Annotated in this window: 21 protein-coding genes; 8 read left to right on the top strand and 13 right to left on the bottom strand. The window is 68.2% G+C overall.

What is annotated here, in order from left to right:
• Position 1 precedes the first annotated feature (1 nt).
• Positions 2 to 865, top strand: coding sequence for an alpha/beta fold hydrolase (locus CGZ91_RS05290; protein ID WP_094453215.1), 864 nt, complete (start codon positions 2 to 4; stop codon positions 863 to 865).
• Positions 866 to 879: 14 nt separating this feature from the next.
• Here the strand turns inward: CGZ91_RS05290 and CGZ91_RS05285 are convergent, their stop codons facing one another.
• Positions 880 to 1,383, bottom strand: coding sequence for a hypothetical protein (locus CGZ91_RS05285; RefSeq protein ID WP_144276795.1), 504 nt, complete (start codon positions 1,381 to 1,383; stop codon positions 880 to 882).
• A 90-nt stretch (positions 1,384 to 1,473) separates the two neighbouring features.
• Between CGZ91_RS05285 and CGZ91_RS14760 the strand changes: the two genes are divergently transcribed.
• Positions 1,474 to 1,596, top strand: coding sequence for a hypothetical protein (locus CGZ91_RS14760; protein ID WP_267490230.1), 123 nt, complete (start codon positions 1,474 to 1,476; stop codon positions 1,594 to 1,596).
• A gap of 73 nt (positions 1,597 to 1,669) precedes the next feature.
• Here CGZ91_RS14760 and trpS read toward each other — a convergent pair whose 3' ends face one another.
• The 3 genes from trpS to CGZ91_RS05270 form a co-directional block, all read right to left on the bottom strand.
• On the bottom strand, positions 1,670 to 2,776 hold the full coding sequence (gene trpS / locus CGZ91_RS05280) for a tryptophan--tRNA ligase (protein ID WP_094453211.1): 1,107 nt from the start codon (positions 2,774 to 2,776) through the stop codon (positions 1,670 to 1,672).
• A gap of 133 nt (positions 2,777 to 2,909) precedes the next feature.
• Positions 2,910 to 3,794, bottom strand: coding sequence for a PHP domain-containing protein (locus CGZ91_RS05275; protein WP_094453209.1), 885 nt, complete (start codon positions 3,792 to 3,794; stop codon positions 2,910 to 2,912).
• Positions 3,795 to 3,804: 10 nt separating this feature from the next.
• Entirely contained in the window at positions 3,805 to 8,670 is a 4,866-nt protein-coding gene (locus CGZ91_RS05270; RefSeq protein WP_094453207.1) for an NAD-glutamate dehydrogenase, read from the bottom strand.
• A 121-nt stretch (positions 8,671 to 8,791) separates the two neighbouring features.
• Here CGZ91_RS05270 and CGZ91_RS05265 point away from each other — a divergent pair, with 121 nt between their 5' ends.
• Positions 8,792 to 9,268, top strand: a complete 477-nt coding sequence (locus CGZ91_RS05265) for a DUF2505 domain-containing protein (RefSeq protein ID WP_179229232.1) — start codon at positions 8,792 to 8,794, stop codon at positions 9,266 to 9,268.
• Positions 9,269 to 9,293: 25 nt separating this feature from the next.
• Here the strand turns inward: CGZ91_RS05265 and ku are convergent, their stop codons facing one another.
• The 4 genes from ku to CGZ91_RS05245 all read right to left on the bottom strand — a co-directional run bounded on the left by ku (position 9,294) and on the right by CGZ91_RS05245 (position 12,597).
• A complete protein-coding gene (gene ku / locus CGZ91_RS05260; RefSeq protein WP_094453204.1) occupies positions 9,294 to 10,085 on the bottom strand; it encodes a non-homologous end joining protein Ku in 792 nt (263 codons plus the stop codon).
• A gap of 18 nt (positions 10,086 to 10,103) precedes the next feature.
• On the bottom strand, positions 10,104 to 10,553 hold the full coding sequence (locus CGZ91_RS05255; RefSeq protein WP_094453202.1) for a DUF6912 family protein: 450 nt from the start codon (positions 10,551 to 10,553) through the stop codon (positions 10,104 to 10,106).
• Positions 10,554 to 10,579: 26 nt separating this feature from the next.
• Positions 10,580 to 11,782, bottom strand: a complete 1,203-nt coding sequence (locus CGZ91_RS05250) for a wax ester/triacylglycerol synthase domain-containing protein (RefSeq protein ID WP_144276794.1) — start codon at positions 11,780 to 11,782, stop codon at positions 10,580 to 10,582.
• Positions 11,783 to 11,931: 149 nt separating this feature from the next.
• The gene (locus CGZ91_RS05245) at positions 11,932 to 12,597 is read right to left on the bottom strand and encodes a class I SAM-dependent methyltransferase (protein ID WP_229116446.1); all 666 of its coding nucleotides are present in this window, start codon (positions 12,595 to 12,597) and stop codon (positions 11,932 to 11,934) included.
• A 292-nt stretch (positions 12,598 to 12,889) separates the two neighbouring features.
• On the opposite strand from CGZ91_RS05245, the gene CGZ91_RS05240 reads away from it, so the two are divergent.
• Both CGZ91_RS05240 and CGZ91_RS05235 read left to right on the top strand, forming a co-directional pair.
• Complete coding sequence (locus tag CGZ91_RS05240; protein ID WP_144276793.1) at positions 12,890 to 13,402, top strand: Rv3235 family protein; 513 nt, start codon at positions 12,890 to 12,892, stop codon at positions 13,400 to 13,402.
• A gap of 31 nt (positions 13,403 to 13,433) precedes the next feature.
• A complete protein-coding gene (locus CGZ91_RS05235; RefSeq protein ID WP_094453196.1) occupies positions 13,434 to 13,949 on the top strand; it encodes a hypothetical protein in 516 nt (171 codons plus the stop codon).
• Between the two features lie 74 nt (positions 13,950 to 14,023).
• Here CGZ91_RS05235 and secA read toward each other — a convergent pair whose 3' ends face one another.
• The 4 genes from secA to CGZ91_RS05215 form a co-directional block, all read right to left on the bottom strand.
• On the bottom strand, positions 14,024 to 17,038 hold the full coding sequence (gene secA / locus CGZ91_RS05230; protein ID WP_456095293.1) for a preprotein translocase subunit SecA: 3,015 nt from the start codon (positions 17,036 to 17,038) through the stop codon (positions 14,024 to 14,026).
• Between the two features lie 164 nt (positions 17,039 to 17,202).
• Positions 17,203 to 18,327 (bottom strand): winged helix-turn-helix domain-containing protein, encoded by a 1,125-nt coding sequence (locus CGZ91_RS05225; protein ID WP_229116445.1) that lies wholly within the window; start codon positions 18,325 to 18,327, stop codon positions 17,203 to 17,205.
• 119 nt (positions 18,328 to 18,446) lie between these two features.
• A complete protein-coding gene (locus CGZ91_RS05220; protein WP_094453194.1) occupies positions 18,447 to 19,520 on the bottom strand; it encodes a sugar kinase in 1,074 nt (357 codons plus the stop codon).
• A gap of 35 nt (positions 19,521 to 19,555) precedes the next feature.
• A complete protein-coding gene (locus CGZ91_RS05215) occupies positions 19,556 to 20,938 on the bottom strand; it encodes a mannitol dehydrogenase family protein (RefSeq protein WP_094453192.1) in 1,383 nt (460 codons plus the stop codon).
• Positions 20,939 to 21,094: 156 nt separating this feature from the next.
• Here CGZ91_RS05215 and gndA point away from each other — a divergent pair, with 156 nt between their 5' ends.
• Both gndA and CGZ91_RS05205 read left to right on the top strand, forming a co-directional pair.
• On the top strand, positions 21,095 to 22,528 hold the full coding sequence (gndA, locus tag CGZ91_RS05210) for an NADP-dependent phosphogluconate dehydrogenase (protein WP_094453190.1): 1,434 nt from the start codon (positions 21,095 to 21,097) through the stop codon (positions 22,526 to 22,528).
• Positions 22,529 to 22,730: 202 nt separating this feature from the next.
• Positions 22,731 to 23,453, top strand: coding sequence for a class I SAM-dependent methyltransferase (locus CGZ91_RS05205; RefSeq protein WP_094453188.1), 723 nt, complete (start codon positions 22,731 to 22,733; stop codon positions 23,451 to 23,453).
• A gap of 8 nt (positions 23,454 to 23,461) precedes the next feature.
• Here CGZ91_RS05205 and CGZ91_RS05200 read toward each other — a convergent pair whose 3' ends face one another.
• Positions 23,462 to 24,463, bottom strand: a complete 1,002-nt coding sequence (locus CGZ91_RS05200; RefSeq protein ID WP_179229231.1) for an NAD-dependent epimerase/dehydratase family protein — start codon at positions 24,461 to 24,463, stop codon at positions 23,462 to 23,464.
• A 147-nt stretch (positions 24,464 to 24,610) separates the two neighbouring features.
• Between CGZ91_RS05200 and CGZ91_RS05195 the strand changes: the two genes are divergently transcribed.
• Positions 24,611 to 25,285 (top strand): TetR/AcrR family transcriptional regulator, encoded by a 675-nt coding sequence (locus CGZ91_RS05195; protein WP_179229230.1) that lies wholly within the window; start codon positions 24,611 to 24,613, stop codon positions 25,283 to 25,285.
• The last annotated feature ends 1 nt before the right edge of the window (position 25,286 follow it).

Here is a 25,286-nt window from a genome sequence, read left to right as displayed (position 1 = left end):
GGTGATCTTCGACCTGTTCGGAGTCCTCGCCAACGCCGAGGTCAGCGCCCCCGGCGCTGACCTCGCGGTGCTGGAAGGAATCCCCGATGCCCCCACGGCGGCGGTGCTGCTGGTGCACGGCTACTGCGGATCGAAGGAGGACTTCAGCTTCCTCATCCCCGAGCTGGTCGGCCGCGGCATCGGCGGCTTCAGCTACGACCAGCGAGGCTGGTACCAGTCACGTTCCGATGGGCCCTTCGATCTGGCGTCCTCGGTCAACGACCTGGCCGCAGTCACGGCGTACGCCTCCGAGCGCGTCGGCGACGGCGTGCCGCTGCATCTGGTCGGCCATTCCTTTGGTGGCTTGATCGCGCAGCGCGCCGTCATCGCGCAGCCGCAGGCGTACGCCAGCCTGACCCTGTTGTGTTCGGGACCGGCGGGTCTGGGCGTGGATCCCCATCCCGACAACGAGATCACCCGCGACCGCCTGAATCAGTTCGTCGAGGCGATGAACCGCACCGAGGACATGGAAGCGATCTGGCGGGAACGCTCCGCCGTCGAGGGCATCGACCCCGACGTCGGGCTGGGCAAGTTCCTCACCGAACGGTTCGTCGCCGGTCGACATGACGCGCTGCTCGCCACGACCGAGGCGCTGTGGCATGCCCCCGATGTCATCCACCAGGTGGCGGCGACCGGCGTACCGGCGCACGTGATCTTCGGGGAACGAGACGGCACCTGGGCCCAGGTGACCCAGCGTCAGACCGCCGAGCGGCTGGGCGCTGAGGTCGACGTGATTCCCGAGGCGATGCACAACCCGCAGCTGGAAAATGTCGACGCGTTGGCCGATGTGCTGGCGCAACGGCTGGCCCAGCCCACGCCGAACTGACGCCACCGCCGGGCCTACTCCAGCGTTACCGGGTCTCCCTGCCAGGTCCACGTCACGTCGTTCTCGAGCACCTCGAAGACGTCGTGACGGTCTCGCGAATAGCCACAGCTGGTGTCCGCCGGGACGTCCCACAGGATCGGATCGCCCTCCGCCGGATAGAGGTAGACGATCTCCCGGTTGCCGGGTTGCGAGTCGCAGGCCAGCAGCGCTCCGTCACGCGTCTCGGTTGGCGGCGGCGTGTCCGGGAAGGACTCGATGAGGTCTGTCAGCGGCGCCGGCTCGGTGGTGAATCGCTCCACCAGGTTTCCCTCCGGCAGCGGCCGTGAGCACCACGTCACCGCAACAATCTCGAAGTCGGCGGGGAGCTCCGTGCGTACGCCACCGCCCTGCTGATACGCCGATGTCTCGCCGGGGCAGAGGTCTGCCACTCGAGGAGGGCCATCAGGCGCCACTTCCCGTCCGCCACCACATCCGGCGACCAGCGTCGTCAGGAGGATGACTGCGGCCATCTTTCCCATGCGCTGGGGCGTACCTCGCTTCCACCTGGCCATTCATGTCTCCCTTGCACATGTCCAGTCAAGACCAACGCCGCCATGGAGTTGGTTGCGATGAACATACCCCCCCCCCCCGGCCACCTGGTGGCAACCGGCATGCCCGGGAACGGCTGCTTCAGCATCAACCCTGCCGAGCGCGACCGGGTGGGCCTGCGTGTCTACATCATCCCGTCGTGACGCAGGCGAATTCGCCAAGAGGACCTGCACAACTACAGCATCCTGAGCTTGCGCAGGCCCAGCGGCTACGCCCTCAGTAGTCCATCTGCATCGCCTGGCGTACCTCGGCCAGGGTCTGCTCGGCGACCTCGTTGGCCTGGTCGTTGCCCCGATGCAGGACGGCCATCAGTTCGGCCGGCTCGGCCAACAGTTCGGTTCGCTTCTCCCGCATCGGCGCGAAGTATTCATTGACCGCCTCGGTCAGGAACTTCTTCAGGGTGCCGCCACCACCGTCGCCGATCTCGGCGGCGATGCCCTCGGGGGTACGCCCGGTGCACAGCCCGGCCAGGGTGAGCAGGTTGGCGACCTCGGGGCGAGCCTGCGGGTCGTAGCTGATGTGGCGGTCGGCGTCGGTGACGGCCTTCTTGATGAGCTTGGCGGTCTCGTCAGCGCTGGCACCGATCTCGATCGCGTTGCCGCGCGACTTGGACATCTTCTTGCCATCCATGCCGAGCAGGTTCTGGGCCTTGCCGAGCAGCGCGTCGGCCTGCGGAAACACCGGCTCGTCCCCGACCCGGCCGTAGCGCTCGTCGAAGCGGCGGGCCAGCAGTCGGGTCAGTTCGATGTGGGGCAGCTGGTCCTTGCCGACCGGCACCAGGTTGGCCTTGCAGAAGAGGATGTCGGCCGCCTGATGCACCGGGAAGGTGAGCATCAGCCCGCCCAGACCACGCCCAGAAGCCTCCATCTCCTCCTTGACGGTGGGGTTGCGCTCCAACTCTGCGGCCGACACCAAGGAGAGGAAGGGCAGCATCAGCTGGTTCAGCGCCGGCACGGCCGAGTGCGCGAAGATCATGCCCCGGTCGGGGTCGATGCCGCAGGCCAAGTAGTCGGCCAGAGCATTGAGGACGTTGTCCTTGAGCGCGCCGACGCCATCTCGGTCGTAGATGACCTGGTAGTCGGCCACCAGCACATTGGTCTGGATGCCGAGCTGCTGCAGGCGCACCCGGTTGGCAAGCGAACCGAAGTAGTGCCCGATGTGCAGGTGCCCGGTCGGGCGGTCACCGGTGAGGATCCGATAGCGCTCGGGATGCTGGGCCAGGTCGGCCTCCACCTGCTCACTGCGCTGGACGCTGCTGGCCAAAGTGGCGCTCGCGTCTCCGGGGGTCTTGGTCTGATCGGCGGGAACGTCGGGGTTGGTCATGTCGTACTCCTGATGTCGTCCGTCGACGGGTCACCGCACAGCACAGCAACCGTCGTCGACGGTTGCTTCCACTGAATTGGGGCAGGGCGAACCGTCACGCGGACGGCCACCACCACTGCTGCATGTCAGCACCCTAGCCGATGCCAGCGTCCGCACGCCCCAGTCGGCGCCGGATCTCCTCGACCACGCTCGCGTCGGTCGTGTTGACGCCCACGTCGTGGTCGACCTTGCCGGTGCCGTGGAAGTCGCTGGAGCCGGTGGCAAGCAGACCCACGTCGCGGGCCAGTGCGCGCAACTCGGCACGGGTGTGGCGGTCGTGGTCCTGGTGGTCGACCTCGATCCCGGCCAGCCCGTGGTCGCGGGCCAACTCTGACAGGTACACCGGCGGCAGATTCGAGCGGCGACCCCGACCCCACGGATGGGCAATCACCGCCACGCCGCCGGCGCCCCGCACCAGTGCGATGCCGTCCTCCACCGGCGGCGCATACCGCGGCACGTGGGCGGGCCCGTGGTCACGCAGATACCGGTCGAAGGCCTCGGTCCGGTTCGCGACATACCCGCGCGCCACCATCGCATCGGCGATGTGGGGCCGCCCCAGCGACGGCGCGACGCCAGCGTGCTGGCGTACCTCCTCGGCGGTCAACTCCATGCCAAGGTCGGCAAGCTTAGCCAACACGGCCGGCAGCCGGCCGTCGCGACCGTCGCGGATCCGAGCGAGCTCCTCCCCCAGTACTGCATCCTCGGGGTCGCAGCCGTAGCCGAGCAGGTGCACCGAAACGCCGTTGTGCTGGCAGGACATCTCCAGCCCGGGCAGGAAACCCACCCCGAGCCGTTCCGCGGCGGCCGCGGCCTCGGGCAGCCCCTCGAAGGTGTCGTGGTCGGTCAGCGCCAGCCCCGCCAGACCGGCGCCCTGGGCGGCCGCCACCACGTCGGCTGGTGCGTCCGTGCCGTCCGAGATGAAGGAATGGGTGTGCAGGTCCCAACCCGAGCCTGCTGACACAGCGGACCGTGACGTCATCGCCCCGCCCTCACGACCGCGCCGCCAGCAGGCTGCGCACCATGCCCACCGCCACCGACAGTCGTGCCAGGTCGGCCACACCTTCGGCCGCATCCTGCTCACACAGGCTGACCAACTGGTCCCGCAGCCTGGTCGCGCCCGGCACCGAGGCACACCAGGCCTCCACCGCAGCGTCGGCCGAGATGTCCTGCTCCCCCTTCGCCTCGCAGGCGCGTCGCACCAGCGCATCACGCAGGTTGGCGAGCTCGTCGCGCAGCGCGGCCCGGGCCAGCAGCTCCCAGCGGTCGTTGCGCGGCAACTCCCGGACCCGTTCCCGCAGCAGATCCAGCCCGAGCGCCTCACCGAGCCGGAAGTGCACCTTGGCGACTTCGATGGTGTCCTGCCCCAACCGGTGGGCGTTGTGGACGATGCTCAACGCCTGATAGCTGTGGTCGAAACCGGCCACCAGTGCGGCGAATCCAGGCTCCACGCCGAGCTCCTCGAGCTCGGCCTGGCTCTTGGCCACCTGTTCGGCAGCCCCACCCCCGATCAGCTCGGGCAACTGCTCGATGACCCGGTGGGTGTCCTGTTCGTATTCGGCTATCACCGCGCTGATGTCCACCGGACCGTGCCAATGCAGCAGCATCCAGCGGGTGCCCCGTTCCACGGCCAACCGCAGATCCATCCGGATCCGGGTCTGCGCGTCGGCGCTCAACTCGCCGCCCGAGCGCGAGGTCACTTCGTGGCGGCCCACCCGGAAGATCGCTCGGGTCGCCAACTGTGCCCGGATGATCTCCGCCGGAGACGCATTGGTCTCCCCGTGCAGCCGGTTGTAGGCACTGATGCCGGCCGAATTGACGAACCGGTTCACCGCAACCGTGGTGATGATCTCCCGGGCCAACCGGTGCTGCGGGATCTGCTCGGCGTACCGCTGCTGCAACACCTGCGGAAAATACTGCGGCAATCGCGCCGCAACATAGGGATCCTCGGGCAGATCGGAGGCCAACACCTCGCGTTCCAGCATGATCTTGGTGTACGCCAGCAGGATCGCCAGCTCCGGGCTCGCCAACCCTTCACCGGCCTCAATCCGACGGGCCATCTCCTTGCTGGAGGGCATCTCCTCCAGGCGCCGATTCAGGTAGCCCTGCGCCTCCAGCTCCCGCATCCACTCCTCATGGGCACCAGCGACCTGGACGGAATGAGACACGGCATTGGCCAGAGCAAGGTTCTGGTCGATGTTGTGCGCCAACACCAGCCCCGCCACCGCATCGGTCATGCTGGCCAGCAGCTCGTCGCGCTCAGCTCGTTCCAGCCGTCCCGCCTCGACCTCGGCCGCCAGCAGGATCTTGATGTTGACCTCGTGGTCGGAAGTGTCCACGCCGGCGGAGTTGTCGATGAAGTCAGCGTTGATCCGGCCGCCGTTGCGGGCGTACTCAATCCGGCCGCGCTGGGTCACACCCAGGTTGCCGCCCTCGCCAACCGCCTTGGCGCGCAGCTGGTTGCCATTGACGCGCAGCGCGTCGTTGGTCTTGTCGCGTACGTCGGCATGGGACTCATCAGTTGCCTTGACATAGGTGCCGATGCCGCCGTTCCACAGCAGATCCACCGGCGCCTGCAGCACATGGTGGATCAGCTGGTTGGGTGCCATCTCGGTGGCATCCTCGGGCAGCCCGAGCACCTGGCGTACCTCAGCGGTGATCGGGATGCTCTTGGCGCTGCGCTCATGGACGCCGCCGCCCGCCGAGATCAGGTCGGTGTTGTAGTCGCTCCAGTTGGACCGGGGCAGATCAAAGAGCCGCTTGCGTTCCTGCCAGCTGGCTTCGGCGTCGGGGTTGGGATCCAGGAAGATGTGGCGGTGGTTGAAGGCAGCCACCAGCCGGATGTGTCGGCTCAACAGCATGCCGTTGCCGAAGACGTCACCGGCCATGTCACCGATGCCGATGCACGTGAAGTCCTCGCTCTGGCAGTCGCGGCCCATCTCGCGGAAGTGCCGCTTGACGGACTCCCAGGCGCCGCGGGCGGTGATGCCCATCCCCTTGTGGTCATAGCCCACCGAGCCACCCGAGGCGAAGGCGTCAGCGAGCCAGAAACCCCGCTGCTCGGAAATGGCGTTGGCCTCGTCGGAGAAGGTCGCGGTGCCCTTGTCAGCGGCCACCACCAGATAGGGATCGTCGCCGTCGTAGCGGATCACCCGGTCGGGGGTGATGACCTGCTGGTCGACGATGTTGTCGGTCAGTGACAGTAGGCTCGTGATGAAGCCGCGATAACAGGCCACACCTTCGGCCTGCCAGGCCGCCCGGTCCACCGCCGGATCAGGCAACTGCTTGGCATAGAAGCCCCCCTTGGCGCCAACCGGCACGATGACGGTGTTCTTGACCATCTGCGCCTTCACCAGACCCAACACCTCGGTGCGGAAGTCCTCAGCGCGGTCCGACCAGCGCAGCCCGCCGCGAGCGATCGCACCGAAGCGCAGATGGACACCCTCGAAGCGCGGCGACGCCACAAAGATCTCGTGCGCCGGCCGCGGCTCGGGCAGGAAACCGATCTGACTGGGCACCAGCTTCAGCGCTACCGCCCCGATGGTGCGGGAGTCCTCGGTGTACGCATTGGTGCGCACCACCGCGTCGATGACGGTCACGAACTGCCGCACAATGGTGTCGTGGTCGAGGCTGTCGACCGCGTCCAGGCCCGCCAGCACCTCGTCCCGCAGCTCGGCCACCCGGGCCGGCCGCTGCTCAGCGGCGAGGTCGTAGTCCGGGTCGAACTTGGTGCTGAACAGCTCGGCCACCCCGCGGGCAAGATCGGGATGGGCGCACAACGCCTCGGCGATGTAGGCCTGCGAGTAGGGCGTGTTCGCCTGCTGCAGATAGCGCGAGATGGCGCGCAGGTGGGTGACCTGGGTCCAGCGCAAACCAGCAATCAACACCAGGGTGTTCAACTGGTCCGAATCGGACTGGCCCCGGTAGGACGCCTCGAACGCGCGCATGAAGCGCTCCCGGTCCGACAACGGCCAGCTGATGCCGGCATCGTCGGCCGCATCGGAGTCGGGGTCGGTGCCGGTAGGGCCGGCGTCAGCAGACTCGGCGGCGTACGGCCGCTGCGTGAGCGCCAGACCGAAGTCATAGACCAGCGCCTGTCGGCCTCCCACCGGGAAGACGTAGGGCCGTTCGTCCACGACGGTGACGCCGAGGTTGGACAGGTGCGGCATCACCTCGGTCAGCGTCATCGGCTCGCCGAAGGACAACACCTTCAGCCGCCACGCGGCCGAACCGGGAATGTCGGGCCGGTACAACGCGGTCGCCATCTCGTCACCGCTGAGCTGTTGCAGCGCGGCCAGGTCCAGCACCGCCTGAGCCGGGGTGAAGGATTCCTTGTAACCCTCGGGCAGCTCGACTGCCCGCAGCTCAGCCGGCAGCTTCTCGATGGCGTCGTGGAAGCGGTCGTCCCAGCCCTGCACCGCGTCGGTCATCTGCCGCTCCAACGCGGGAATGTCGAGCGGTTCGTTCGAACCGTCGGCGGGCCGCACCACGGTCAGGTGCAGCCGGGCCAGCACCGAATCTCCGAGCCGGGGTTCGTAGTGGATCGAGTCGGGGCCGAGCTTCTTGGCGATGATGTCGCAGATCTTGATGCGCACCTCGGTGCTGTAACGCTCCCGCGGCATGAAGACCAGCAGCGAGGCGAATCGGCCATAGCGGCTGACGTTGGCAAACAGCCGGATCTGGCGCCGCTCCCGCAACTGTGAGATCGCCGTGACAACCGCACCGAGCTCAGCCACCGGTGCCTCGAGGAGGTCATCGCGGGGATGCTGCTCCAAGGCGGCCACCAGCCGGCTGGCGCCGTGGGTCTTGGGGTCCAGCCCGGAGGAGGTCAGGATCGCCTCAGCCTTGGCGCGGGCCACCGGGATCTCACCGACCGGCAACCGATACGCCGCATCCGACAGCAGCCCCAGGAATGCGTGCTCCGCGACCAGGTTGCCCTGCTCGTCCAGCTCGCGTACGCCGATGTAGTCCCGCCAGCCCGCACGGTGGACGGTGCTGCGGATGGGTTCCTTGGTGATGACGAGCCGGTCCACCGGCGACCGGGTCGGCTTGGCGTCGAATCCACTGCGCCGCTGCGGGTCCCGCGACAGACCCAACGCGGCCTCGTTGACGTCATGCCAGATGTCACCCTCGACCCGGTGATGTTCGTAGGCCAGGAAGGTGAAGTGGTCCTCGGCCAGCCACTGCATCAGCGCAGCCTCCTCGGTCCCCTCCCCCAACAACTCGGCCACCTGCAGCGTCTTGTTGCGCATCGGCTGCCAGTCCGTCACCGCGATCCGGACGTCGTCCAGTGCGTGCAACAGCCCCTGCTTGAGGCTGTCGATGCGCGACTGGATGTCGCTGGTGCCCGGCGCCGGCAGCAACTCCAGGTGGATCCACGACTCGGGGACCGAAGTCGGCAGGGCGTCGCGGCGGTGGCGGATCGTGACGAAGTCACCGTCCTCGCGGTCCACCACGTACTGCGGGTGGAAGAGTTCGCGGATCATCCAGCCCTGGCGATTGGCCTCCAGCGTCAACGAATCGACCAGGAAGGGCATGTCGTCGGTGACGATCTGGACCACGACCAGGCCGGGCTGGGCCCAAGCACCTGCTGGCTGTTCGATCGTCATCGCGGGCACCCCGGCGGCGCGGTGCTGTGCCAACCCGAAGTGGTTCCGGACTGCCCCGGCGACCACGTCCGGGGGGCGCTTCGCGATTCCGACCGTGTCGGCGTGGAGGAAGTAGTGCGCCACGAATGCGGAGACCTCGTCGGCGGAGAAACCCGGCGGCAGGTCGGTCACGGTGGCAACCAGTCGGGACACCAGTTCAGCAGCGTCAATGGAGCGTTCGGGGGAGTTCCATCCGCCAAGGTCGGTCATTGCGATTCTCACGTCCTCGTGTGACAACTGGTCCGTTGAACAACACTCAGGAGCCTAACAGGGCGACCCGGCTGATCGAGCCCGTACATGGGGTGCGCCGGCATCGTGCATCATGGTGCCCATGGACATCAGCGCGCGACTCGAATTCCCTGCCGACCCGGCCACTGTGGCGGCCATGATGAACGATGAGGGTTACCTGGCCCAGGTCTGTGAGGCGAGTGATGCCCTGCAGTATGAGGTGTCGGTTTCGGGTGACACCAGCACCATGTCGCGCACCGTCGCCACGCCCAGCGCGGCGGCGAAGTTTGCCGGATCGACCCTGACCCTGGTCCAGACGATGGCATGGGGGTCGGCTCAGCAAAACGGCGAGCGTACGGCTGACCTCAATCTCGTCGTCCCGGGCCAGCCGGTGACCCTCAAGGGCATCGCCAAGCTGACCGGGACCGACGCCGCATCGGTGGTCGAGGTGACCGGCGACCTGAAGGTCAACGTCCCCTTCGTCGGCAAGAAGCTGGAGCAGGCAGCCGCCCCAGCGATCGTCGATGGCATCAAGATCCAGGAGACCGTGGGCCGCGACTGGCTGGCCCAGCGCGCCTGAGACGGCACGAGCTGAGCCGGCTGGCTCAGCTCGCTTCGCGTTTGGCCTTGGCGGCATCGACCGAAGCCCGCAACGCGGCCACCAGGTCGACCACGTCGGCCTTGCTGGGCTGCTCCTTGCTGGTCTCGGGGAGATCAGCGCCGTCCAGCTTGGCCATCACCACTTCCTCCAGCGCATCCCGATAGGCGTCGGTGAAGGTGTCCGGCTCGAACTCGCCGTGCAGTTGCTCGATGAAGCTGGTCGCCATCGTGACCTCCTCCTCCGAGACCGTCACCTCCGCCGGCGGCGCGGCAAAACCGGTGTCCCGCAGCTCATCGGGCCACAGCATGGTGTGCATCAACAGCACGTCATCGCGCACCCGGATCAGCGCCAGCGATTCGCGGTTGCGCAACGCCACCTTCACCAACGCGGCCTGGTCCTCCTTGATGAGGGCGTCGCGCAGCAACACATAAGGCTTGGCGCCGGGGCCGTCGGCCTCCAGCACGTAGGTCTTCTCGAAGTAGGTCGGGTCGACCTCAGCAGCATCAATGAAGCGATGGATGTCGACGGTCTTGGTGGTCGTCAACGGAAGGTCGTCGAAGTCGCCCTTCTCCAGGATCGCCAAGCGCCCGTCGGCGGCCTCGTAGCCCTTGGCGATGTCGCCGTAGGGAATCTCCTTGTCACACTTCTCACAGACCCGCTTGTAACGGATGCGCCCCTCATCCTCGGCGTGGATCTGCCGAAAACTGAGGTCCTTGGTCTCGGTTGCGCCATAGACCTTGACCGGGATACTGATCAGGCCGAACGAGATGGCGCCCTTCCAGATGGAACGTGGCATGGGGCGAAGTCTAGAGCCTCAGCCGGCAATCTCCTCGGGCAGATGCCACAACAAGTCCTGGTCCGCGACCAACGCCGTGACCGCCGGATGGTCCCATGCCCCCGCCAGACGCTTGCCTGTCACCGCCTCGGCAGCGGCGCGTACGCCCTCCCCCTGCGCCGGTTCGGCTCGGAAGGCAGCCCGCAGGTCGGCAGCCGTCACGGTGGCGGTCACCTCACCGAACTCGGTGTCTGCACCGACATCCACGCTCACCTCTGCGGCCAGGATGATCCGGGTCGGAATCGCCAGGCCCGCCACCGACGCGATGGTCAGGGCAGCCCAATCGGCCTCCTCGTCCTCGTTGTCGGCGTACCCGAAACCTGCCCGCATCTCGGGCGTGGCGGCATGACCAACCCCGGTCCACGCAGTGCCAGTGAGGATCTGTCGAATCTCCTCGGCCAGCACCGGAAAGAACGCCATCTGCTTCATGCCACTCTCCTCTGTCGGCTGTCGCGTCACTCGGGTTCGGCCAGTCGCCGTACCGCGGCGACCACGTCGTCGGCTTCCAGGTCGATGTCATCCGAGGAGACCACCGTGACGGTGAGCCGGCGGTGATCCTCGCAGATCCCGATCCCGGTACGCCCGCCGACCACCGGAGCGGCGTACATGGCGCGGACCTTCTGTCGGCCCAGGTACCACCGTTCGGCGTCCCCGGACGGCGCCCAACTGAGCAGGATGTCGGATCGGGGTCCGGTCACATCGCTGCGCAGTGCCATCGCGTGCACCGTGCCGGCAACGCAACCGGGCAGCGCGCGGAGCGCATCGACGTCGATCCCGGTCGGGCGCAGTGGGCGTACCTGACGCAGCGCGGCATGAGGCATTGATTCGTCCGGCAGCACCACCACCTGGGGAGCCAGGTCGAGCCCGAGCGCGCTCGTGGAGCCATCATCGGCGTGGCTGCGCGGGAAGTTCAGTCTGCGGCCACGACCTCCGGCAGCAGTCACCGAGGCCAGCAACACCTGTTCGGCGGTGGCGCCGGTCGCCTTGCAGGCCGCGGCGAGGGTGGCCTTCGGCACCCCGGCCAGGCTGAGTCGCGGGCGTACCTCAGCGACGGGCGGCGGAGTGCCGCGGAGCCTGCCCGCCAGCCCACGCAGCCCCGACGCGGCGGTGGCCATCAAGGTCTCCGGGTCGCGCCAGCCACCGATCAGCGAAGCAGTGAACTCGGTCTCCCCCTCCGGCATCGGCTCCGGCTCCCAGGCCGACGGGATCGCGACGCCCGGGGCCGGTTCGGTCTCCAGCAACACCTGGCTCAGTTCGACGGTGTCGTGCCCGTCCACCAGCGCCGGGTGGCTGTCCAACACCAGCGCGGCGGTTCCCTCGCCCTTGACCACTTCGGCGCGCCACAGCGGCCGGTCGGTGGGCCAGGGTCGGCCCAGCATCTCCTGCAGTTCGGTACGCAGGTCCTCCGCTGTCCCGATCTCGGCGCGGTGCAGTTGTCGGGAGACGGTGAAATCCGGATCGTCGCGCCACCGGTGTACGCCCAAACCCGCTGAACGCGGCAGTTGGCGATAACGCGGCACGTAGTCCAGCCGCTGACTGATCCGCGGCGTCAGGTCGGTGGGAATCTCGTCGAGCAGCATGGCGGTCAGCACCGAGGCGGGACGGTGCGCGGACCTCGCCAGCAGGTCCATCTCCACACTCGTCACCCGTTCAGCCACGGCGCCAGACTAACGCCTCGTACGCCGAACCGGAGGAGCCACCCCGAGGGGCTCGGGCGGCGAGCGACATCCGTGCAGAACCGACGGTGATTCGTCGCGAACAGCGCCTCAGGTGCCGATCGCGCTGAATCCACGTCGCTTTTGCACGCTCAGGCTGTCCACTCCAGCGTGTAGCGAAAACCGAGGCGGCGATGCAGGCGTACGCCGGGCAGCACGCGCCGCGCGGCAGCGTCGATCTCGGCGAGGGTCTCGACCGGATCGGCGGTCGGCATCTCCGGCCGAGCATCCGTCGCGGGCGGAGCCGGTGGTGCGGGCCAGGGATGTTTCACCAGCCCGATGAGGGGGTTGGTGAGCGCGCACACGCCCTCCCATGCCAGGTCGCTCCGGCTCCGCGACTGCGCGAGCCCCACCACGAGGAAGCGGCCGCCCGGCGCCAGCAGCCGGCGTACCTGGCCGAAGGTCTCCCCCAGCGGCAGGTGATGCAGCACGGCGACCATCGTGATGAGGTCGTACGGTCCGGTCAGCGCGCCCAGCGGTGTATCGCCAATGCTGACCTCCGCCACACCGGCACAGCGGGCGCTGGCCACCCGACGCATGCCCGGATCCCGGTCAATGCCCTCAACCGAGGCGAAGTGCGGCGCCAATGCCGCCACCAACTCGCCGCGACCACAGCCGACATCCAGGGCGCGGCCCCGAAACTCGGGCAACCGGCCCAGAATCCACGGATGGAAGTGGTCGTTGTGGCTCCACGGATGGCGCTGGTTCAGGCGGTGCATGGCGAGCAGCGCGCGGGTGCTGAGGTCAGGACCAGTCATGTACGCCTCCTGGGGTCGGCTCGACCCTAGCCGACGACCCAGCGCGTACGCCGCGCCTCAAAGGTGGGTGCTGGGGGCGGCGTCGGGGTGTGGTCGGGCGTACCGGAGCGGTACCCGGCGGAGCCGGGGCCCGCGCAGGTGGGCGGGACGCCGCCCCCTGGACCCGCCGGAAACCAACGATGCTGCCGCGGTGTTGTCCGTTTGGCTGAAGTGTTGTCCGTACGCCGAGTTGTCCACAGGACCTGGGCCGCAACCATGGCGATCGGCCAGTTCGCCGACGCAGGCTCAGGTCATGACCTCCACCTCGTCCAGATCGTTGCCCCCGCTGGCCTTCGGCCGCACGCCCGATCCGATCCTCACCGCCCAACCGGCGCTGTTCGGTATGCCCAGGCTCCAGGTGGCCAGCGGCCCGGCGCCGATGCCACTCACCCCGGCTCATCTGACCACCTTGACGGCGTTGGTGCACCGGCTGCTTGAAGTGATCAACGGGCAGCGCACCCCGGAGCAGTTCGGCGGCTGGGTCACCGGTTCGGTCCAGGCCGACCTGCGGGTCCAGCAGGCACTGCTGGCGCAACGACGCGACCGCGCGGCGCTCCGACTGGTCTCGGTGGGCGGCCAGAGCGTCGATCAGCACATCATCGAGGCTCACGCCCACCTGCGCATCGGGCAGCGCAGCGTGCCGATGGCCTTCCGGTTGACCAGACGCCGGCAGCGCTGGTGGTGCACGGCCTGGGAGTTGGGACCGATCCGCCCCCAACCGCAGGGAACCGGACGGCCATCGGGACCCCGAGCATCCCTAGACTGACCGAACCGACCACCGACTGTTGAGGAATGACATGGCCTTCGACTTCACCGGCTTCCTGCTCGATCGACCGATCACCGAGGCAGACCTGACCAAGGTCACCGGCGGCCCGGTCACCGCAACCGAGCAGGTGAGCTTCGTCGACGCGCTGTCCCCGAAGCGGCCCCGCGCCACCCTGGACGTGCTGAGCCTGCCCACGTCAGCGTTCGCCTTCATCGACATGGAGCTCGCCGCTGCCATGGCCCAGGCGATGAGCGCCGGCAAGGCCGCCCAGATCCCGGGTCAGTTCATGCTGGTCATGCACATGGACGTCGCGCAGACGTACGCGGTGGGGGTCGCCACCGACGGCAAGCTCACCGGCCTGTCTGCCATGGCCGAGGGCAAGGTGGCTCAGGCTGATGGCATACTCCAGCTCGACGCCGAGGCCGCCCCCAGCGAACAGATCTGGGCCAGGATCGAGTCCTGGACCGGTCTCACCGTGGGGGAACTCGCCAAGCAGCAGCTGCAGCGCTACCGCCAGGGCGAGGACAAGGGCGCGACCCAGCGCTGACCACGGCGCTCAGCAGGACATCCCAGATACGCAGCCGCCCCGCACCGGTCAGGTGCGGGGCGGCTGTCGTTGGCTCAGGCTGACGCCTTGCCGTGGCAGAACTTGAACTTCTTGCCCGAGCCACACGGGCACTGGGCGTTGCGGCCGACACCGGCGTACGGATCGTCGCGCTTCTTGGTCTGGGTCGGGGTGACCTTGCGCTCCTCCGCCTCGCCGTCCTCGCTGGGGGCCGAGTAGCTCAGCTGGCGGCCCTCGATCGTCGAGCTGCGCTGGTTGCCCTGCCCACGCGAGGCGCCGCCACGGCGTCGCGGCCGGCGGGAAGCCTTGGCCTCCGGCTCCGGCTCCTCGTCCTCGGCCTCATCGACCACCAGGGTCGCCGACGCCTTGCTGGACGCGGTACGGGAGTTGCCGCCCCGAGCAGCGGCGCGCCGGGAGCGTCGGGTCGACTTCGCAGCCGGCTCGTCCTCCTCGGACTCCGCCTCAGCCTCGTCCTCAGTGTCCTCGTCGTCGACCGCCGGGGCGGGGACGTCCTTGGCAGCAGCGCCGTCGCCGGTGGGATCGACATCGGAGGTCAGCTTCAATGACGCACCCTTGCCGAGCAGCTGGAACTTCGGCTTGTCCGGGGCTTCCATGTGGAAGAGGTACTCGACGACCTCCTCCATGAAGGCCTCCATCATCGAGTTGAACATCTCGCCGCCCTCACGCTGGTATTCCACCAGCGGGTCGCGCTGCGCCATCGCGCGCAGGCCGATGCCTTCGCGCAGGTAGTCCATCTCGTAGAGGTGCTCGCGCCACTTGCGGTCCAGCACCGTCAGCAGCACCTGACGTTCCAGGTCGCGCATGACGTCGGCGCCGAGGTCTTCCTCGCGGTTGTCGTACGCCTCCAGCGCGTCCTCGACGAAGTCCTCGACCAGGTCTTCGACCGGGATGTCCGTGCCCTCGTAGTCGTCCAGCTCCAGGCCCACCGGATAGAGCCGGCCGACCTCGTCCCAGATCTTCTGCCAGTCCCAGTCCTCGGAGAAGCCCTCGGTGTGGGCGCGGACGGTCTGGGCCACGACGCGTTCAGTGGTACGCCGCAGCTGCTCGCTGACGTCGACGCCTTCCAGCACCCGACGCCGGTCACCGTAGATCGCGAACCGCTGCCGGTTCATCACGTCGTCATAGCGGAGCACGTTCTTACGGGTCTCGAAGTTCTGCGCCTCGACCTGTTCCTGCGCCGAAGCGATCGACTTGGTGACCCGCTTCATCTCGATGGGCTCGTCGTCGGGGATCTTGAGGGCGGTCAGCACCCACTCGACCATTTCGGACTTGAACAGCCGCATCAGGTCATCGCCCAGCGACAGATAGAAGCGGGATTCGCCCGGGTCGCCCTGACGGCCGGAACGACCACGCAACTGGTTGTCGATCCGGCGCGACTCGTGCCGCTCGGAGCCGATGACGTAAAGGCCACCGAGCTCGACGACCTCTTCGTGCTCGTCCTCGACCTGCGCCTCGAAGGCCTCGATGGCCTCCTCCCAAGCGGCCTGGTAGGCCTCCTCGTCCTCGACCGGGTCCAGCCCACGACGGGCCAACTCCTGCTCGGCGAGGAATTCGGGGTTGCCGCCGAGCATGATGTCGGTGCCTCGACCGGCCATGTTGGTGGCGACGGTGACCTTGCCCTTACGACCAGCCTCGGCAACGATCGCCGCTTCGCGCTCGTGGTTCTTGGCGTTGAGGACCTCGTGCGTGACTCCGGCCCGGGTCAGCGCCTTGCTGATCACCTCGGACTTGGTCACCGAAGCGGTACCGATCAGGACCGGCTGGCCCTTCTTGTGACGCTTGACGACGTCCTTGACAATCGCCTCGATCTTGGCCTTCTCGGTGCGATAGATCAGGTCGGACTTGTCCTCGCGAACCATCGGCTTGTTGGTCGGAATCACCACGACCGACAGACCGTAGATCTTCTGGAACTCCGACTCCTCGGTCTTGGCGGTGCCGGTCATGCCCGACAACTTGTCGTACATGCGGAAGTAGTTCTGCAGCGTGATCGTGGCCAGCGTCTGGTATTCCTGCTGGATCTTGACCTTCTCCTTGGCCTCCAGCGCCTGGTGCAGCCCCTCGTTGTAGCGACGACCGGCCAGCGTACGCCCGGTGTGCTCGTCGACGATGAGGACCTCGCCGTCGATGACGACGTACTGCTTGTCGCGCTTGAAGAGTTCCTTGGCCTTGATCGCGTTGTTGAGGTAGGAGATCAGCGGCGTGTTCGCAGCTTCGTAGAGGTTCTCGATGCCGAGCCGGTCCTCGACCAGTTCGATGCCGGACTCCTTCACCGAGACGGTGCGCTTCTTCTCGTCCACGTCATAGTCGCGATCAACGGTCATCCGGTTCACCAACTGGGCGAAGACCGGATACCACTCGGGGCTGTCCTCGCTGGGACCGGAGATGATCAGCGGCGTACGTGCCTCGTCCACCAGGATCGAGTCGACCTCGTCGACGATCGCGAAGTGATGGCCGCGCTGCACCGTGGCATCCAACGTCAGCGCCATGTTGTCGCGCAGGTAGTCGAAGCCGAACTCGTTGTTGGTGCCGTAGGTGATGTCGGCGGCGTACGCCTCGCGTCGCTCGGCCGGGGTCATGTTGGTGAGGATGGTGCCGACATCCAGACCGAGGAAGCGGTGGATGCGGCCCATCTGTTCGGCCTGCAGCTTGACCAGGTAGTCGTTGACGGTGACGACGTGGACGCCCTTGCCGGTCAGCGCATTGAGGTAGGAGGCCGGGGTTGCGACGAGGGTCTTGCCCTCACCGGTCTTCATCTCGGCGATGTTGCCGAAGTGGAGGGCGGCAGCGCCGACCATCTGGACGTCGAAGTGGCGCTTGCCGATAACGCGCCAGGAGGCCTCACGCACGGTCGCGAAGGCCTCGGGCAACAGGTCGTCCAGGGGTTCGCCGTTCTCGAGCCGCTGCTTGAAGTCCGCCGTCTGGCCGCGGAGCTCGTCGTCGTCCATCTCCTCGAAGTCTTCTTCGATGGAATTGACCTGTGCGGCAAGGCTTTCCAGGCGTCGGAGGGTACGCCCCTCGCCCACATGAAGCATCTTGTTCAGTACGCCCACGAGCTCGTGTGCTCCCTTGTCAACGGTTCCAAGTACGACCCACCAGATCCAACAGCGGGCTGCGGCACCGACACGGCACCGAATTCCATCCTAGGCACAGTTGGTGGCCAGTTCCATTCGCGCCCACCTCGCAGCACGTCTGTGAGCCCGGCACCGCGGTCGGCTCACCAACAGCGCGCCAGCGGCGGCGCCAGATCACCCTTGTCGATCACCTCAACCCCGCCAAGTCCCAGCCACCCAGCCAACAGCTCGAGCTCCTGTGCGAGTGCCTGCGCGATGGTGGGTTCGGGCGCCGGATGATCCTCCCGCCACGCCGACCGGACCACCAACCGGTCCTGGGACCGATCGGCTTTGAGGTCCACTCGTGCCGCGAACTGCTCCCCCAGCAGGAAGGGCAGCACATAGTAACCGTGGCGACGTTTCGCCTCCGGGACGTAGATCTCGATGGTGTAGTCGAAGCCGAACAGGGCTGCGGCCCGCGGCCGGTGGAAGATCAGCGGATCAAACGGGTTGACGAGGCAGCTCGCCACCGATTGGCGCGGCACCGCTCGGGTGCCGTCGGTCCACTCGTGCCACACGTACGCCGGCGCCTTCCAGCCGGCCACGGTCGCCGCCATCAACTCCCCGCTCGCGACCAGCGTGTCGATGGCGGGTTGGGTCCGGTCCCGGCGGGTGCGGAAGTAGTCGGCCAGGCAGCCAGCGGAGGCGACGCCCAGCGCGGCCGCGGCGCGGCGTACCAGGGCCACGTGGGCCGCCTCGACGTCCAGCGGCGGCAGGTCCCGCACGGCCGGCGGAAACACCCGCTCGGGCAGGTCGAAGACCCGCTCGAACTGGGCGTTGCGGCGCGCCGACGCCAGCCGGCCCGCGGTCAGCAGCCATTCGCAGGCGGTCTTGATCTCCGACCAGTTCCAGCCCCAGTGGTCGCGGCGGCGCTCGTCGGCATGCTCCAGGCGTACCTCAAGCTCGCGAGCCGTGGCGGGGCCGTTGGTCCCGACGTCGGCGACGAGCCGGTCCAGCATGTCGGGCTTGTCCTCGGCGATCCGCCGCATGCTCCCCCACGCCTCGGCCGCGGCATTGTCCATCCGAAACCGCAAGGCCGGGGCCAGCTTCACATCAATCAGGCTGGCGGCGTGGCCCCAGTACTCGAACAGCCGTCGGGGCGCCCGGTCGCGGGCCCGGTCCAGCAAGCCAGTGTCGTAAGCCCCCAACCGGGTGAACAACGGCAGGTAGTGGGCTCGCTGCACCACATTGATCGAGTCGATCTGAAACTGGGCCAGCCGGTCGATCACCTGCTGCAGCTGCCGGTTGCCGGGGCCCGCAGACGACCGCGCCCGCCGACCGCGCGCGACGAACTGGGCGTCGAGCGCGATGCGGCGGGCGCGGGAGGAACTGAGCTGCAGCGAAGCGGTCAGCGCTTCACTCGGGCATTGCCCGACCAGATCGACCAGACCTGGTCCTCGTCGGCGGGTGCGCCGTAGTCGGTGGCCGAGGTGGCTGCCAGCGCGCCGGTCGCCCAGCCGAACTGCATGCACTTCTCGGCCGGCCAGCCCTGCAGGATGCCGTAGAGCATGCCGCCGACTGAGCCGTCGCCGCCGCCGATGCGGTCCAGCACCTGGATCGGGCGGAGGTCGGCGACGTGGAAGCCCCCGTCGCCGTAGACGATCATGCCCCACTCGTGCTCATTGGCCGAGACGACCTCACGCAGCGTGGTGGCGAAGAACTCGGCATTCGGGAAGGCCTGCCGGATCCGGCCGATCATCTCCTTGAAGCCCTCGATCTTGGCGTCGATGCCGGCACCACCGGCAGGCGGGCCCTCGATGCCGAGCGCGAGCTGGAAGTCCTCCTCGTTGCCGATCAGGATGTTGCACTCGTTGGCGATGGCATGGAAGGCGGCCGACAACTCCTCCTGGCGACCCTCCCAGAAGGAGGCGCGATAGTTGAGGTCCATCGAGACCAGGGTGCCGTGCTTCTTGGCGGCTTGGGCCAGCTCCACGCAGAACTTACTGGTGTCGGGCGACAGGGCGGCGACCAGCCCGGAGATGTGGAGGATCTTCACACCCTCCTCGCCGAAGATGCGGTCCAGGTCGAAGTCCTCGACCTTGAGCGTACGCCCGACCTCACCGGCGCGGTCATTCCAGACGCGGGGGCCGCGGCCACCGAAGCCGGAGTCGGCGATGTTGATCTGGTGGCGGTAACCCCACGGGTCACCCTGGGGAACGTCCGGACCCTCGTAGGCCATGTTGCGGGCCCGAAGGTTGGCCTTGATCATGGCCGAGATCGGCGATCCCTCGACGAAGTTCGTCAGCACCTTGACCGGCAGGCCGAGGTAGCTGGGCACCGAGGCGACGTTGGTCTCCGCGGAGGTGACCTGCATCGTGAACCGGTCGGCGACGTGGACCGGCTGACGGTTCTCCGGGGTGATCCGGATGCCCATCGACGTCGGCACCACGAGCGACCACTGGGCGTCTTCACGCAGCTTCATGTGTTTCCTCTCCTGATTCTTCTGTTGCCACCGGCTCAGCCGGCAAGCGTCTCCAACTCTTCCGCAGCGGCGACCACGGCGGAGACGAACTCCTCATCGGCGCCGAGCTCGGCGTCCAGGCTCGCCACCACAGCGGCGACGGCGTCGGCCAAGGGCTTGTCGTTGGCGGCCCCCAACGGCGCACCGGGGTCCTTGACCGGCGCGCCGACACCGCGCAGATGCAGCACCCACGCCGCGATCGCCCGCTGGCAGCCCTGGGCGCTGTTCCCGGCGGCGCGTTCGGCACGGGCGGTCGGGATGATCCGGATCGGCAACTTGGCCGAACCGTCGTGGGCGATCTGGGCCAGCAGGTGTCGGATCCGCGGGTTTTCGTAGCGTTCCAGCAGGGCCAGCTGATAGGCGGTCACCGAATCGGCAGGCAGGCTCAGATGGGCCGACGCCTCGGCCCAGTAGTCCTGCACCCAGCCGCGTACCCGCTCGTCGGCGATCGCCTCGTCGATGGTGCGATGCCCCAGCACCGAGCCGGCGTACGCCATCAGGGTGTGGGAGCCGTTGAGCAGCCACAGCTTGCGCTGTTCGAAGGGTTCAACGTCCTCGACGATCTCGACACCGGCCGATTCCCAGTCAGGTCGGCCAGCGGCGAAGTCGCCCTCGATGACCCATTCGGTGAAGGGTTCGGTCGGCACCGGCGAGATGTCCTGCCAGCCGCACTGCTCTTCGACCGAGGCGCGGTCCTCGTCGGTGGTCGCCGGGGTGATCCGGTCCACCATGCAGGTTGCAAACTCCACATGGGCGTCAATCCAACCCACCAAGCTGGGATCGACCAGCTCGGCGAGCTCACGCACCAGTGCCGCGGTGACCGCACCGTTGCTGGGCAGGTTGTCGCACGGCAACACGGTGAAGCGGGCCTGGTCACCCTCGCCGAGCGTCTCCCGCCGTGCCAGGAAACCGGCCACCAGCCGGGCCGGAAGGCTCGCGACCCGCTGCCGCGGGTCCGCCTTCAGCGCAGCCACGTCGTCGGCGACGGCGTCCTGATCGAGGTTGCCGTCGGCGCCCCGGCAGTAGCCGTGCTCGGTCACCGTCGAGGTGAGGATGACCACCTGCGGATCGGCCAGGTAGGTCAGGTAGGCCTCGTGGTCGGCCGCGGCGTGCACCGCCGACAGGCTGGAGATCACCTCGGGCGCGTCGCCCTCGGGGCCGCGCACGATCAGGGTGAACAGTCCGTCCTGGGGTGCCAGTTCCTCGGCGGCGCCGGCGCTGCGCCCGGTGAAGGCGGCAATGCCCCACTCGTCAGCGTCGCTGGCGTGTTCGGTGTAGAAGGCCTGATGGGCCCGATGGAAGTTTCCCAACCCGATGTGGACGATGCGAATCGGAGCGGCCGGACGACCGGCGTTCTCGACCTTGCGACTCAACCTCACGGGTGATCCCTCCTGGATGACCGGCGCTGCCACCACGGCAACGGTGTAGCGGTCAGTCTGCCAGTCCGGGGCCCCGAGCGCGATGGTGGGTTGTCCCGCGAAACTCCGGTGTGGATGAGGCTGCGCAGGAAGCGAGGGAGGTGGAAGAATGCGGCCATGTCGAATTCTGATCTCGCCCAAGTCGGTGTTGTCGGCCTTGCTGTGATGGGCAGCAACCTGGCCCGCAACTTCGCGAGCAAGGGCCATTCCGTTGCACTGTTCAACCGCACCCAGGCGCGTACCGACGAGCTGATGGCTGACCACGGCCAGGACGGCGATTTCCGTCCTGCCACCACCGTGGAGGAGTTCGTCGCGAGCCTGGAGCGCCCCCGTCGGATCATCATCATGGTCAAGGCCGGCGACGCCACCGACAAGACCATCGAGTCGCTGCTGCCCCACCTCGAAGAGGGCGACATCGTCGTGGACGGCGGCAACGCCCACTACGCCGACACCCGCCGCCGCGAGGAATACCTGCGCGGCAAGGGCTTGCACTTCGTCGGCGCCGGCATCTCCGGTGGCGAGGAAGGTGCCCTCAACGGCCCCTCGATCATGCCCGGCGGCTCGCCGGAGTCCTACGCCGCGCTCGGCCCGCTGCTGGAGAACATCTCCGCCAAGTACGACGGCGAGCCCTGCTGCGCCTACATCGGCACCGACGGTGCGGGCCACTTCGTGAAGATGGTGCACAACGGCATCGAGTACGCCGACATGCAGTTCATCGCCGAGGCATACGACGTGCTCCGCGCCGCTGGCCTGGACACCACCCAGATCGCCGACGTCTTCGCCGAGTGGAACACCGGCGACCTCGACTCCTTCCTGATCGAGATCACCGCCAAGGTGCTGCGCAAGGCCGACCCGGTCACCGGGAAGCCGCTGGTCGACGTCATCCTCGACCAGGCCGGCCAGAAGGGCACCGGCCGCTGGACCGTGCAGATCGCCCTGGAGCTCGGTGTACCGGTCAACACCATCGGTGAGTCGGTCTTCGCCCGCTCCACCTCCTCGCACCCCGACCTGCGCGAGGCCTGCCGCAACCTGCCGGGCCCGAGCCGGGACCTGACCGCCGAGCAGTCGACGCTGGTCGAGGACGTACGCCAGGCCCTGTGGGCCTCCAAGGTCGTCGCCTACGCCCAGGGCCTGGACCAGATCCGAACCGCCGCCAAGGAGTACGGCTGGGAGATCAACATCGCCGAGGTGGCCAAGATCTGGCGCGCCGGCTGCATCATCCGGGCCCGGCTGCTGGAGCGGATCCGCTCCGAGTACGCCGAGAACAACCTCACCACGCTGCTGGAAGCTCCCAGCATCGTCGAGGGCATGGGCGCAGCTCAGGACGGCTGGCGTCGTACGGTTGCCCAGGCCGTCCAAGCCGGCATCCCGACCCCGGGTTTCTCCGCGGCGCTGGGCTACTACGACTCGGTGCGTGCCGAGCGGCTGCCCGCCGCGCTGATCCAGGCGCAGCGCGACTACTTCGGCGCGCACACCTACCAGCGCGTCGACGGCCCCGGCACCTTCCACATCGAGTGGACCGCCGACGGTTCGCAGACCCAGCAGGCCTGAGCTCACAGCAGGACTGAGTTCGTCTCAGATTCGGCCGCCACGGGCGGGTCTCCCTCCGGGGAGGCCCGCCCGTGGTCGTCGTTGGTCGGGTCGCGGTCATGCATCAACTCACACTCGATCTCGTCCGGGCGACCTTGAGCCCGCGTTGTCGCGATCGAGTGTGAGCTGATGCACGGCGCGGCGGACGCACTAGGGTCGGGGCATGGATCTGTCTCGCTCCTTCGGCCAGGCCGCCGACGTGTATCGCACCGCCCGCCCCGACTATCCCGCGGCGGCCGTGCAGTGGCTGCTCGGTGACGAGCCCCGCACCGTCGCCGATGTCGGCGCCGGCACCGGCAAGCTGACCGCCGCGCTGGTCGCTGCCGGCCACCAGGTGACGGCCGTTGAGCCCGACGAGGCGATGCTGGCGGTGCTGCGGCAGGACCTGCCCGGCGTGGCCACCCTGGTGGGCACCGGCGAATCGACCGGATTGCCCGATGCGAGCGTGGACGCCTGCGTCTTCGGGCAGTCCTGGCACTGGGTCGATCCGGTTGCCGCCTGTGCTGAGATGGACCGTGTGCTGCGCCCCGAAGGGATTCTGGGTCTGGTCTGGAACATGCGCGACCAGCGGATTGACTGGGTGGCGTCGCTCACCGAGATCATGGGTGCCAGCCGCTCCGAGGAGGTGCTCGACGCCGGTGATCCGCCGGTCGCCGCGCCCTTCGGCGAGCTGGAGAAGTTCGAGACCGAATGGACCTCGCCCACCTCGCTGGCCGGGCTGCTGGAGCTCGCGAAGTCCCGCAGCCCGATCATCACCGCAACCGAGGAGCGGCGGAAGGCGATCCTGGCCGGGATCGCCGAGCTGGTGCACGACCATCCCAACCTCGGCGACCCCGACCGCATCGACCTCCCCTATCGCACTGTGGTTTTTCGCGCTGTTCGCTGACGCGCGGCTCAGGGAGCCGCCACTGGCCCCCTCGATGCCGCCGCCCCCTCGGCCTTGGCGCCGGACGCCCGCTGTGCCCGAATCGCCTCGATGGTGCTGCGCACGGTCTCGACCCACGGCGTCGGCGCCAGGCCGAAGCGCTGCTGGGCCTGCAAGGAGTCGAGGATGAACGGCGACTGGAACTGATGGGCCGTCTCCTGCAGCGCATGCAGCAGCGGCATCACCAGTCCGCCCACCCTGAGGACCCCGCCGGGCAGGGGCCGTACCCGACGCCGGTCCACCTCGGCGAGGTCGGCAGCCTGGTCGGCCAGCTCCTGCATGCTCGCGGCCGGCGCGGTGGGGACGTGCCAGAGCCGACCCCAGTCCTGGTCGTCGTCGCTGGCCGCGATGGCCGCCGCCAGCCGCGCCACGTCAGCGCCATTGGTCCAGGAGTGGGCGACATCCGCCCGACCGGTCGGCGGGCGTGGGGTGGCGCCCTTCAGCACAGGGGCGACCACCATCTGGGCCGCCACGCTCGAGTCCAGGGTGGTGCCGCCGATGTAGTCGCTGGCCCGCACCTCGGTGGCGCGGATGACGCCTTGGTCGCTGAGGTCACGCAGCCTGGCCCACATTGCCGCGCGGACCCGGCCCTTGGCACCCGCCGGACGCTCGGGCGTCTGTTCGGTCATGGGTTCGGTCACGGGACCGTAGGAGTAGAGGTTGCCGATCTGGACGATGGCCGCGCACTCCTGCCGTGCCGCGGCGATGATCGCCTCCAGCATCGGCGGCCAGTCCCGCTGCCATCGCCAGTACTTCGCGGGATTCATGGCGTTGACCAGGACGTCGGCACCCCGGCAGGCCCGACCCAGCGCCGCAGCGTCGAGGACGTCCACTGCCGCGGCGCGTACGCCGGGGATCTGCGGGTCCCGGCCGCGGCGGGAGAGGATGACGACCTCTTGGTCGCGGGCGGCGAGTTCGGCGGCGACACTGCGCCCGATGGGTCCGGCTCCGATGACGATGTGCTTGTTCATGGTGGGTTCTCCTGGGTCTCGCGGTGCCATGTGTGAGCACCGCTCTCGTTTTAGAATGACACCATCTCTCGCGTAATACAAGAGCGCTGCTCACTGTTTCTCGCCGGCGTCCTTGACACCCGCTCCGGGCCACCCCACGCTGGAGTGGTGAACCAACCCGAGGGCAAGCGCGCGCGGCGCCGCGCCGAAGTCGAGCAGGCGATCCCGGTACTGGCTCGTCGACAACTGGCCGAGGTGGGCGCCGCCTCGCTGTCGGTACGCCGGATTGCCCGCGACCTGGGCATGACCTCATCGGCGATCTATCGCTATGTCGCCGACCGCGACGAGTTGCTCACCCGCCTCATCGTCGAGTCCTACGGACAGCTCAACGACGCCGCGCGGGCCGCCCATGACGCCGCCGGACCTCAGCCGCGAGCACGGGTGCGGGCCATCGTCGAGGCGGTCCGGGCCTGGGCCCTGGACCACCCGCACGACTGGGCGCTGCTCTATGGCTCGCCGGTCCCCGACTACCACGCCCCCAGCGACCGCACCACCGGCCCGGGCACCGCCGTGTCGGCCCTGATGCTCGGAGCCCTGTCCGACGCGTACGCCGCCGGCGAGACCGTGGCCTTCCCCGACGATGCCGATCTGGGTGAGATGGCGAACGATCCGCTGCTCGCCGACCTGGGCCTGCCGTCCGGGGCGATCGCGGCGGGGATCACCGTCTGGCTGCTGGTGCTGGGCGCCGTGAGCGCCGAGGTCTTCGGCCAGCTCGGCGCCGACGCCCCCGCCTCCATCGCCGACCACGCCTTCAACACCGCCGAGCGGCTGCTCTTCGGCTGAG

The organism is Parenemella sanctibonifatiensis, assembly GCF_002250565.1.
GTDB lineage: Bacteria > Actinomycetota > Actinomycetes > Propionibacteriales > Propionibacteriaceae > Parenemella > Parenemella sanctibonifatiensis.
The sequence above is the reverse complement of the archived record's forward strand: the minus strand, read 5'-3'. Positions and strand labels throughout refer to the sequence as shown.

Coding starts and splice junctions, on each gene's coding strand:
- trpS (WP_094453211.1), bottom strand. CDS start 2,776: ATGACCAACCCCGACGTTCCCGCCGATCAGACCAAGACCCCCGGAGAC.
- CGZ91_RS05205 (WP_094453188.1), top strand. CDS start 22,731: ATGGATCTGTCTCGCTCCTTCGGCCAGGCCGCCGACGTGTATCGCACC.
- CGZ91_RS05265 (WP_179229232.1), top strand. CDS start 8,792: ATGGACATCAGCGCGCGACTCGAATTCCCTGCCGACCCGGCCACTGTG.
- CGZ91_RS05235 (WP_094453196.1), top strand. CDS start 13,434: ATGGCCTTCGACTTCACCGGCTTCCTGCTCGATCGACCGATCACCGAG.
- CGZ91_RS05240 (WP_144276793.1), top strand. CDS start 12,890: ATGACCTCCACCTCGTCCAGATCGTTGCCCCCGCTGGCCTTCGGCCGC.
- CGZ91_RS05200 (WP_179229231.1), bottom strand. CDS start 24,463: ATGAACAAGCACATCGTCATCGGAGCCGGACCCATCGGGCGCAGTGTC.
- CGZ91_RS05245 (WP_229116446.1), bottom strand. CDS start 12,597: ATGACTGGTCCTGACCTCAGCACCCGCGCGCTGCTCGCCATGCACCGC.
- CGZ91_RS05255 (WP_094453202.1), bottom strand. CDS start 10,553: ATGAAGCAGATGGCGTTCTTTCCGGTGCTGGCCGAGGAGATTCGACAG.
- gndA (WP_094453190.1), top strand. CDS start 21,095: ATGTCGAATTCTGATCTCGCCCAAGTCGGTGTTGTCGGCCTTGCTGTG.
- CGZ91_RS05270 (WP_094453207.1), bottom strand. CDS start 8,670: ATGACCGACCTTGGCGGATGGAACTCCCCCGAACGCTCCATTGACGCT.
- CGZ91_RS05285 (WP_144276795.1), bottom strand. CDS start 1,383: ATGGGAAAGATGGCCGCAGTCATCCTCCTGACGACGCTGGTCGCCGGA.
- CGZ91_RS05275 (WP_094453209.1), bottom strand. CDS start 3,794: ATGACGTCACGGTCCGCTGTGTCAGCAGGCTCGGGTTGGGACCTGCAC.
- CGZ91_RS14760 (WP_267490230.1), top strand. CDS start 1,474: ATGAACATACCCCCCCCCCCCGGCCACCTGGTGGCAACCGGCATGCCC.
- CGZ91_RS05220 (WP_094453194.1), bottom strand. CDS start 19,520: ATGAAGCTGCGTGAAGACGCCCAGTGGTCGCTCGTGGTGCCGACGTCG.
- ku (WP_094453204.1), bottom strand. CDS start 10,085: ATGCCACGTTCCATCTGGAAGGGCGCCATCTCGTTCGGCCTGATCAGT.